The sequence below is a fragment of the Winogradskyella sp. ECml5-4 genome, from assembly GCF_036903175.1.
Classification (GTDB): Bacteria; Bacteroidota; Bacteroidia; order Flavobacteriales; family Flavobacteriaceae; genus Winogradskyella; species Winogradskyella damuponensis.
In genome coordinates this window covers 24,871-34,666 of record NZ_JAYJLF010000008.1, presented here as the reverse complement: position 1 = coordinate 34,666, position 9,796 = coordinate 24,871, and the positions used below count along the sequence as shown (strand labels likewise).

Here is a 9,796-nt window from a genome sequence, read left to right as displayed (position 1 = left end):
ACATTATGAAAAAAATCACACTATATATTCTTTTTTTGGTCTTTGCTAAGAGTTATGGCCAAGAATTAAATTTACCTGTATTTACACAGTACTTAGCAGATAACGACTTTGTAATTTCACCTACATATGCAGGTATTGGAGATAATCTAAAAATAAGGGCCAATGGACTAACACAATGGGTTGGTATAAAAAATGCACCAGATAATCAATCTATTTATGCCGATTTTAGAATTGGAGACAGATCTGGTATTGGTATATCGGCATACAATGATAGAAATGGAAATACAATTCAAAAAGGTGTTAAGTTTTCTTTTGCTCATCATTTAACTTTAGATTATAAGTCTAAACAATATTTGTCTTTTGGGTTATCTTATAACATAAATAACTTTAGAGTTGCTATTGAAGATTTTAATACCACCTATGATATTCCAATATTAGACCCAGCAATCACCAATGACAGAGGTATTACAAACAATAACTTTGATGCTGGTATTTTATACAGATGGAAGGCATTTTATGTGAGTTTGAATGCTAATAACATCATGAAAAAAGATATTGACAATTATGAAGGTGTAGAGCCAATTCAGTTATTAAATTATCAGCTATACACTGGACTAGTTATAAAAAGTAAACAAAACAAAGATGTTGAGTTTGAACCTTCAGTTTTTTATCAAATGTTTGATAGTGACAAACGTTCTAGTACAGATGTCAATTTCAAATACAGAAAATTCAATCGTAAAGGAGATTACTATTTTGTAGGAGGGTCTTACCGTTTTTTAAATGATCAATTTTTTAAACCCTTAAATTTAGGCCCAATGGGCGGAATTACATTTAACAAATTCTTTTTTGCTTACTCATATCAATTAACATTAAACGATTTGTCTGGATTTAATACAGGGACTCATATGGTTACTATTGGGTTAGACTTTTTACAAGGCATAAGTAATTGTGCCTGTACAAGAGGAACTAGTCAAAGTTATTATAGATAAACTTTGATAAGTAAGGTAATTAACGTTATGCATTGCAAACCGATACTACAATGCTTTGAATAGGATAAAATAAATTAAAACAATTGCAAGAAGTGACAAGCTTTAAAAACCAATAAATAAAACAATTAACTGCAATCAAAATAATATAAAAGTTATTTTGATTGCAATACTTATAAACTTATTTCTACTCATATCCTTATCGTTAAAAAACGCTACTTCTAGTCTTCAAAAAATTCAATAAAGTCTTTAAAGAACAGATTGTATGTAAAACATCTTAAACTTTAACAAATCTAACAGTGACTTTATTAGATTTTATGACTCTAAATATTAGAAAACTTTCTATAATTTTCAATCATACTTTGTGCTATTTATATGGTTTTACAAGCATTAGTTGATTAATAATATCCAATTCAAAGGATATATATTCAATTAATCGATTATAAAATATCTTTGGTAAGAAAATGATTAATTTTAAGCGCTCTAAATGAATAAATTCAAATTAATATCGCTCGTTAAGCTATGTGCTTTTACCGTTTTTATAGGTAGAGCATATCAATTGTTTTTTTTTGGTGGTCCCTACCGAGCTATACTTTGGGATGAAAGTCTATTAACGCCTATTGTAGAAGGTATTTTTAATTATTCTTGGTATGATTATGCAACAAGTAAAACTGTAAATAATTGGATAGAAGGATTCACTAAATTTAATAGTTTAATCTTCTTAATTGCCGCTTTGGTCAGTTTACTTTGGCATCAAATAAAATGGTTAAAACTAAAGCGTTTCATTATAGGTCTAGGTTTCTTTTTATTATTCTTACTTGGAATTTGTATGGTTAAGGATAAAAATTATGATTTTCTACAACTTTTTGAAATGAGCATTCAATTATCTGCACCATTTTTATTGTGGCGTAATATTAAAATGGACTCAAATAACAAAAAATTAATCAATGGATTAAAAATTGCTATAGCATTTACTTTTATTCCTCATGGGTTTATGGCAATGGGTATACCATATCGTCCTGGACATTTTATAGACATGACGATTATTATCTTAGGTGTTAATGAAACACAGGCCACGCTATTTCTATTTATTGTTGGTTTTTTAGATGTGTTATGTGCCCTATTAGTATTTGTGCCAAAATTATCTAAATATGCATTATGGTATATGATAATTTGGGGCTTTGCAACAGCATTTGCCAGAATAGTATCTGGTTTTAATATAGATTTTATATCAAGTTCAATTCATGGTTCTGCCTATCTAACAATTTATAGATTGGCACATGGAATTATCCCCTTAATAGTTCTTTTACTTGAAATGAATAAAACAAACCATAAAAGACAAGTAGCATGAAATATAAAGCACATTTAACCTACTTACTACTTTTATTAAGTATTTCTTTAAGTTTTGCTAACAATGACAAGTATCGTATCATGATAATGGATGATCCATCCACTACAATTACCATTGGTTGGAATCAGATATCAGGCACTTCACCAGTTGTTTATTATGATACAATGGATCATGGTACAGACCATACATTATACGCCTATACCAAAACCGTTGATAGAACCGTTTCTTTCAAAGGAATGGATAATCGCTTTGCAAGACTTACAGGCTTAACACCGAATACCAACTATTATTTTGTTATTAATGATAGTGATGGCACAAGTCAACGTTTTTGGTTCAGAACCGCACCAGACGATCTTAGCCGTTTATCTTTTATTGCTGGTGGTGATTCTAGAAACAATAGAACACCTAGACAAGATGCCAATCTTTTAGTATCTAAATTAAAACCACACGGTATATTTTTTGCAGGAGACATGACAGATACTAATAGCTCTATTGAATGGCAAGAATGGTTTGACGATTGGCAATCAACTATAGCAAGTGATGGAAGAATGTTTCCAATTATACCTGCTAGAGGAAATCACGAAACAGATTCTGAAACTATTTATAAATTATTTGACACACCTAATGCTGATTCTTATTATTCTGTAACATTTGGTAATGATTTAATAAAAGCTTACACCTTAAATTCCGAAATTTCAGTTTTAGGTGATCAAAAAACATGGTTAGAAAATGACCTATCTACAGCTTCTCCTAATTTGAAATGGAAAATGGCTCAGTATCATAAACCCATGCGTCCACATGCTGCATGGAAATCTGAAAACAACAATCAATATGATGCTTGGGCTCAACTTTTTTATGATGAAGGTGTACGCTTGGTTATTGATTGTGATTCTCATGTTGCTAAAACAACTTGGCCTGTTAAACCTTCAGCTAATTCTGGAAATGATGAAGGTTTTGTTATAGAACAAATCAATGGTACAGTATACACTGGTGAAGGCTGTTGGGGAGCGCCATTAAGACCAGCTGATGACGTTAAAACATGGACTAGAAGCTCTGGATCATTTAATCAGTTTAAACTCGTATTTGTAGATGCCCTTAAAATAGAATTAAGAACAATCGACGTAAGTAATGCTAGTTCGGTTGGATCAGTTTCTAACACAGATCCATTTACACTACCAGCTAACTTAAATGTTTTTTCACCTTCAACAGGTGCTGTTGTAACAATATCTAATGCACCAGATGTTAATTGCCCACCAAGAGGTGTTGTCTGTGATGATAATGATCCCACTACAATAAATGACGAAGAAGATGGTAATTGTAATTGTATTGGAGTTGATGAATTAACTACAACAAATGAAACCTATACTATTGTTGCCTCAGGAGATGATGCAGAAGAGTTTATTTCAACTGGAGCTGTAAGCTATACTAGTACTGATTTAGAATTTGTGACCGATACTGATAACGCAACTAATTATGACCAAATTATTGGTCTTAGGTTTAATAATATTAGTATTCCTAAAGGAGCAACAATTCATCGAGCATACATTCAATTTCAAGCTGCTGAGGTAAGTTCTGACGTGACAAATCTAACTTTCCATGGGGAATTAGCAGACGATAGTAATGGCTTTAACTCAAGCTCTTACAATATTTCATCAAGATCATTAACCTCTAATTCAGAAGCTTGGACTAACGTTGAAGCATGGAATAGTACTGGAGAAAAAGGCTACAAACAACGTTCACCTTATCTTCAATCTATTATTACGGAAATTATAACCCAACCAGGCTGGGAAGTAGGAAATGCAGTAACGTTTATTGTTTCTGGTTCTGGTAGACGTGTCGCAGAATCTAGAAATGGATCGGTAAACAATTCTCCTAAATTGGTTGTCTTTTATAATGCAAATTGTCCAATTACAAATGTAACTGTTGGTACTCAAACTATATGTAATGATATTGATGACACGTATTCTCAAGACTTGATTGTAGAATATGTTTCTCCACCTGCATCAGGTTCTTTAATGGTAAATGGGCAATCATTCCCTATTGGTACAAGTCCACAAACTGTAACACTTACGGGTTTAGCAGCAGATGGATTAGATGTAGATATAATAGCTAATTTTACAGAAGAAGCATGTAATTATACCGCAGAAAGAGCTTTTGAAGCACCAAGTCGTTGTAGCTTAGATGGTATTCCTGATAATAGTCCTGATGATAATTCAAACTTAGCATTACTTCCAGAAGCTATATTGTATGGCTCTTCAACTAATGGTAGAGGAGTACCTGGAGATATATTATATGATCCAGTTACTGATAATTATAAAACAGTTACTGCATACAACGAATATGGTGTTAGTTTTGGAGAAAATTTAGGAAAACCAACAGCAAGTGAAGGTTTTAAATGGCAAGTGAATTGGCCAAATGTAAAATACATGAATTATATAACACTGGGAGGTTCTTATTCTAACCAAGATCAAGCAGATTCTATGTGGATTATAAGTTATAGGAAAGATGGAGTTTGGACGACACTTGCTCAAGGTCAAGGTGGTTGGATTGACGATGGAATTTTTGAATGGGGCGGACCTACTTTTAATCCCATAGAAGCAGATGCATTAAGGGTACAAGTTTATAGTGACGGCACTAATGATCTAGTGAGCATTCATTTAAGAGGAAGAGGTGGTGTTGCAAATAGCAACAATGACAGTGCAACAACAACTAAAGCAACCTTAATTCAGTATTTATCTCCAGGCAATAGTTGTGGAGTAACCATACCTGCTAATACTATATTATATTGCGATGGATCATGGATCTATAGTGATGGTCCTGATGAATATTCGGGAACTAAACATACTATTATTGCAGATGGCACTTATATTATTGACGCAGACCAAAACGTTGAGGTTAATGACTTAGAAATACAAAGTGGTGCTACGGTAATTATTAAGGAAGGAGCTAGTTTAACCATAAAAGGAGATTTGGTTAACAATGGAAATTTAATTTTAGAATCTATTTCTACTAAATATTCAAGTTTAATAATAGAAGGATCCAGTACAGGTAACGTCTCTTACAAACGCCATATAAATGCCTTTAGTAATGGCTCAACAGGTAATGACTTAATATCATCTCCTTTTACAGGTCAGAATTTTGGAGATTTTGCTACAGCAAATCCTAACCTTTATGAAAACCCAGGAAATACAGCTCAGAAATTATTTGGACCATTTAATGAACTGGCTGGATCTTATGAAATTTATTCAACTACAGCTAATGCTGCTACAACCTTAGATAAAGGTGTAGGCTATAGAGCTGCAAGAGATGCTTCAGAAGATGGAGTAAGTGGTACTACGGTGACTTTTACTGGTGAAGTAGAAACAACTGGTTTTACAATACCAATTACAGAATCTGCAGGCTCTTATAACGGTTGGAATTTAATAGGAAACCCTTACCCTTCTTATATAGATTTTATAACATTCTTTGATCTCAACAAAACAAAGTTAGATTCTGGAGCCTATCAAGCGATATATGGTTTTGATGGTGATGCTTCCAATGGATGGACTATTTTAAACCATTTAAACTCTGGGCAATTAATTGCTCCAGGTCAAGGTTTCTTTGTAAAAAGTAAGTCAAGTAACGAAACCATATCATTTACACCTGCAATGCGAACAACAGGTGCTACAGATGATTTTATTTTAGGACGTAATACAACAGACTCATCAAATGGCGGCTATATTAAAATTCAAATAAATAACAACGCATTAGACACGTTTAATACAGCTATTCACTTTAATGAAAATGCAACATTAGGTTTAGACCCTGGTTATGATGCCGCTTTATTTCAAGATGTTGCTCCAGAGTTTTCAATCTATTCTAAATTAGTTGAAGATAATACGGGGGCATTTATGGCTATTCAAGCTTTAGGAACTAGCGACATTAATAATACTACTATTGCTTTAGGCATTAACGCCTTGCAAGGGCAAGAAATCACAGTGTCATTGTCTGAGTCTACACTTCCTAATGCAACTGAAGTTTATTTAGAAGACACACTAACCAATACATTTACGTTATTGTCTGATCACGATTATACTTTTACTGCTTTAAGTGATATCTCAGGTGTTGGTCGTTTTTATTTAAGATTAGAAGCAAATGCACTTAGCTTAGAGCAACAAAATTTAGACCGTTTAAGTATTTATAAAAAGCCAAATGAAAAAGCAATAGTTATTGAAGGACAATTACAAACACAAACACGCTTTGCATTATACGATCTTAACGGAAGAGTATTAATGAATAATACCTTAGATAGCAGTACTACGATACAATCTATAGACGTAGATCATCTAACTACAGGAATTTATATTATAAAGCTTATTTCTAACGCTAATAAAAAACGTACTCAAAAATTAATAATTAATTAAGCGTACTTAATAAATAAAAGCTACTTTTATAGAGCGTACTTATTTTTTAAGTGCGCTTTATTTTTTTTATGACCCATAAAACTACGCATTGGACAGCAGTATAAATTTTCAAGAATTATTTAAAGGCTTTCAACACACACCATGCCTATGGAAGGCTTCTGAAGTCTATAACTTTGAACAATTTTGTCCAGAAGCTACAGAAATTCAATTTACACAAGAGTCCGAAGTTAAAAAGATACGTTTGGGTAAATGGGTAGAACATTTTGTAGTATTTCAGCTAAAGCATCAAGCTGATATAACTATTCTCGAAGAGAACTTACAAATCAAGAATAATAAAATTACTATTGGAGAATTAGACCTATTGTTTTTACAGGCTAAAAAACCTATTCATCTTGAAATAATTTATAAATTCTATTTATACGATTCTAAAAAAAACAATGTTAACTCACTTTCCAATTGGGTAGGCCCTAACCAAAGCGATGCTCTAGTTTATAAGCTAAATAAGTTAAAAGAAAAACAGTTACCACTACTCTATCATTCTAAAACAAAAGATGCGTTAAAACATTATCCTTTTCTTATCAATTCTATTACACAAAAGGTTTGTTTTAAAGCACAACTATTTTTGCCTTACGAATACCAAGATATTAATGTTGCTCCCTTAAATTCAGAATGTATTACTGGTTGGTATTTAAATATTGAAAACATTACCAAATTAAAAGACTTTCAATTTTATATTCCCCAAAAACTAGAATGGCTATGTTTACCTAAACCAACTGTAAATTGGTTAGAGTTTGAAGATGCTAAACATGAGATTCAAATTCATATTAAAAATAAACGCTCTCCATTATGCTGGATAAAAAGTGAAAATGAGCTTCAAAAATGTTTTATTACATGGTGGTAAAATATTCACTTTACTTTCTGTATATTACTAGTTTATTAAACTATTCTACTTATAAATTTCTTTGCAATGGCTTCCTTTAAATTTTTAGCATGTCTAATTTTTACGTTTATTTCATTCACTGTAATTGCCCAAATAAAAACTTCTGATACTCCTAATTGGGTTTTAAAACAAAATTATACTACAACAATAGATATTGCCTCAGATGAGATAGATTACGGTTATGTGGTTCTATTATCAGATGAACAAATACATGTACCTAAACAAAAACATTACAATAGAGTTGTAAAGAAAATTACAGATAATTTAGGCATTCAAGACGTTGCTGAAATTGCAGAAATTTATGATCCAACTTATCAAACTATTACGTTCCATAATATTGATGTTATTAGAAATGGAGACGTAATAAATAAGCTAGATATCAATAACTTTCAGGTTATTAGACGAGAATCTAGTTCTGAGAGTTATATTTATGATGGCAGATTAACAGCAATGATTAATCTTTCTGACATTAGAAAAGATGATATTTTAGACTATAGTTATACCATATCAGGCTTTAACCCTATACATAACGGAAATTTTTCTGGCATTTTTTCATTAAACGATTATGTTTATATAAATACTTCAAGCTTAAGGCTATTATCTAATACAAATTTAGAGTACAAATTATTTAACTCTGATTTAAAACCTCGTTATACCACCTCAAATGGGCTTAAAGATTATCTCTGGTTTTCTGAAAAGGTAAATAGTGTTAATTTTGATAATGAAGCTCCAATTTGGCTAATAGAACATCAATATTTAATTGTTTCTAATTATCAGAACTGGAAAAATGTCATTGATTGGGGAATAGACATTTACAATGTCAACGATAAAATATCTACAGAATTAAAGGCTAAAATTGATGCTATACTATCCAATAAGGCAATGGAACACGAGCAGATTATTACTACTTTAGAATTTGTACAAAACGAAATAAGATACTTAGGCTTGGAAGATGGTATTGGCAGTTATAAGCCTTTTTCACCTAATAAAGTTTTTAATCAACGTTTTGGTGATTGCAAAGATAAAACCTTATTAATGGTAACAATGCTAAGGGCAATGCATATAGAAGCTTATCCTATGTTAGTAAGTACAACATTTGGCAAAAATCTACCTAAAATTCTCCCTAGCCCAAAGGTTTTTGATCATGTGGTGGTCAAAGTTATTGATAAATCGGGACGTGAAATTTATTACGATCCAACAATTACAAATCAAAAAGGACGCTATGATAACATATACTTTCCAAATTATGAATATGGTCTAGTTATCAGTGAGGAGACTAATGATTTAGAAAAGATTCAGAGCTTTAGTAATAATCTTATTGAGGTTTACGATGAGTTTTATCTTGAAGCTGTTGGCAAAGGAGCAACATTAAAGGTAAAAACTATTTACAATGAGTATGAAGCTGATAAGATGCGTAATTATTACAAAAACAGTAGCACCTCTAGTATAAAAAAAGACTTTAAAGCTTATTACTCTAATTATTACGAAAACGTTGAGGTTATTGAAGCTCCAATAATCAAAGATGATAGCCTTAACAACGAAATAACTATTTATGAGCACTATAAACTAGAAGATATTTGGGAAGAGGTCTTAGCTGATGATGATAATATTGGTGTTACGTTTACTCCAACAACAATAAGTGATATTTTAGTATTACCAACAGAACAAAGCAAAACCAAGGAGTTGGCTTTATATTACCCAATAGCTAAACGTCATACTATAAATGTAAAACTACCCGAAGCTTGGAATATATCACCAATAGATTACAACATTTATTCTAAAGATTTTTATTATGAATTTGAAGGAAACTACAACCCTTCTTCTAGAGAATTAAATTTAATGTCTTACTACAAAAATCAAAATGATTATGTGTCGCCTGAAAATTACGCCCAATATTATAGAGATATTAAAACATTAGAAAGTAAGCTATCGTATTACATATATATTCCAAAAAGCTATGTTGCTTCCTATGCTAATGGTAAAAAGAATATTAACTCGTCAGAACTCGCCACAAGTTTTATAAAAAATTTATTTCTATTTCTAATCTTACCAATAATAGTTATACTTTTAATTGTCTTAATCATTATAGTTGTAAAACGCAACTCTAAAACCTAAA

General features: G+C 31.5%; 5 protein-coding genes. All 5 read left to right on the top strand.

From position 1 onward, the window contains the following. Window positions 1-5: 5 nt before the first annotated feature. The 5 genes from VDP25_RS09055 (at window position 6) to VDP25_RS09035 (ending at window position 9,795) form a co-directional block, all read left to right on the top strand. A complete protein-coding gene (locus VDP25_RS09055; RefSeq protein WP_334468945.1) occupies window positions 6-989 on the top strand; it encodes a PorP/SprF family type IX secretion system membrane protein in 984 nt (327 codons plus the stop codon). A 484-nt stretch (window positions 990-1,473) separates the two neighbouring features. Continuing rightward, window positions 1,474-2,337 (top strand): hypothetical protein, encoded by an 864-nt coding sequence (locus VDP25_RS09050; protein ID WP_334468942.1) that lies wholly within the window; start codon window positions 1,474-1,476, stop codon window positions 2,335-2,337. Continuing rightward, window positions 2,334-6,740, top strand: a complete 4,407-nt coding sequence (locus VDP25_RS09045) for a fibronectin type III domain-containing protein (protein ID WP_334468939.1) — start codon at window positions 2,334-2,336, stop codon at window positions 6,738-6,740. The genes VDP25_RS09050 and VDP25_RS09045 overlap by 4 nt, the downstream gene beginning before the upstream one ends. 88 nt (window positions 6,741-6,828) lie before the next feature. Further along, window positions 6,829-7,641, top strand: coding sequence for a DUF1853 family protein (locus VDP25_RS09040; RefSeq protein ID WP_334468937.1), 813 nt, complete (start codon window positions 6,829-6,831; stop codon window positions 7,639-7,641). Between the two features lie 66 nt (window positions 7,642-7,707). Beyond that, the gene (locus tag VDP25_RS09035; protein ID WP_334468935.1) at window positions 7,708-9,795 is read left to right on the top strand and encodes a DUF3857 domain-containing transglutaminase family protein; all 2,088 of its coding nucleotides are present in this window, start codon (window positions 7,708-7,710) and stop codon (window positions 9,793-9,795) included. The last annotated feature ends 1 nt before the right edge of the window (window position 9,796 follow it).

What these genes read in the sequence shown, in the direction of transcription:
- VDP25_RS09055 (WP_334468945.1), top strand. Translation starts at nt 6, where the DNA reads ATGAAAAAAATCACACTATATATTCTTTTTTTGGTCTTTGCTAAGAGT.
- VDP25_RS09050 (WP_334468942.1), top strand. Translation starts at nt 1,474, where the DNA reads ATGAATAAATTCAAATTAATATCGCTCGTTAAGCTATGTGCTTTTACC.
- VDP25_RS09045 (WP_334468939.1), top strand. Translation starts at nt 2,334, where the DNA reads ATGAAATATAAAGCACATTTAACCTACTTACTACTTTTATTAAGTATT.
- VDP25_RS09035 (WP_334468935.1), top strand. Translation starts at nt 7,708, where the DNA reads ATGGCTTCCTTTAAATTTTTAGCATGTCTAATTTTTACGTTTATTTCA.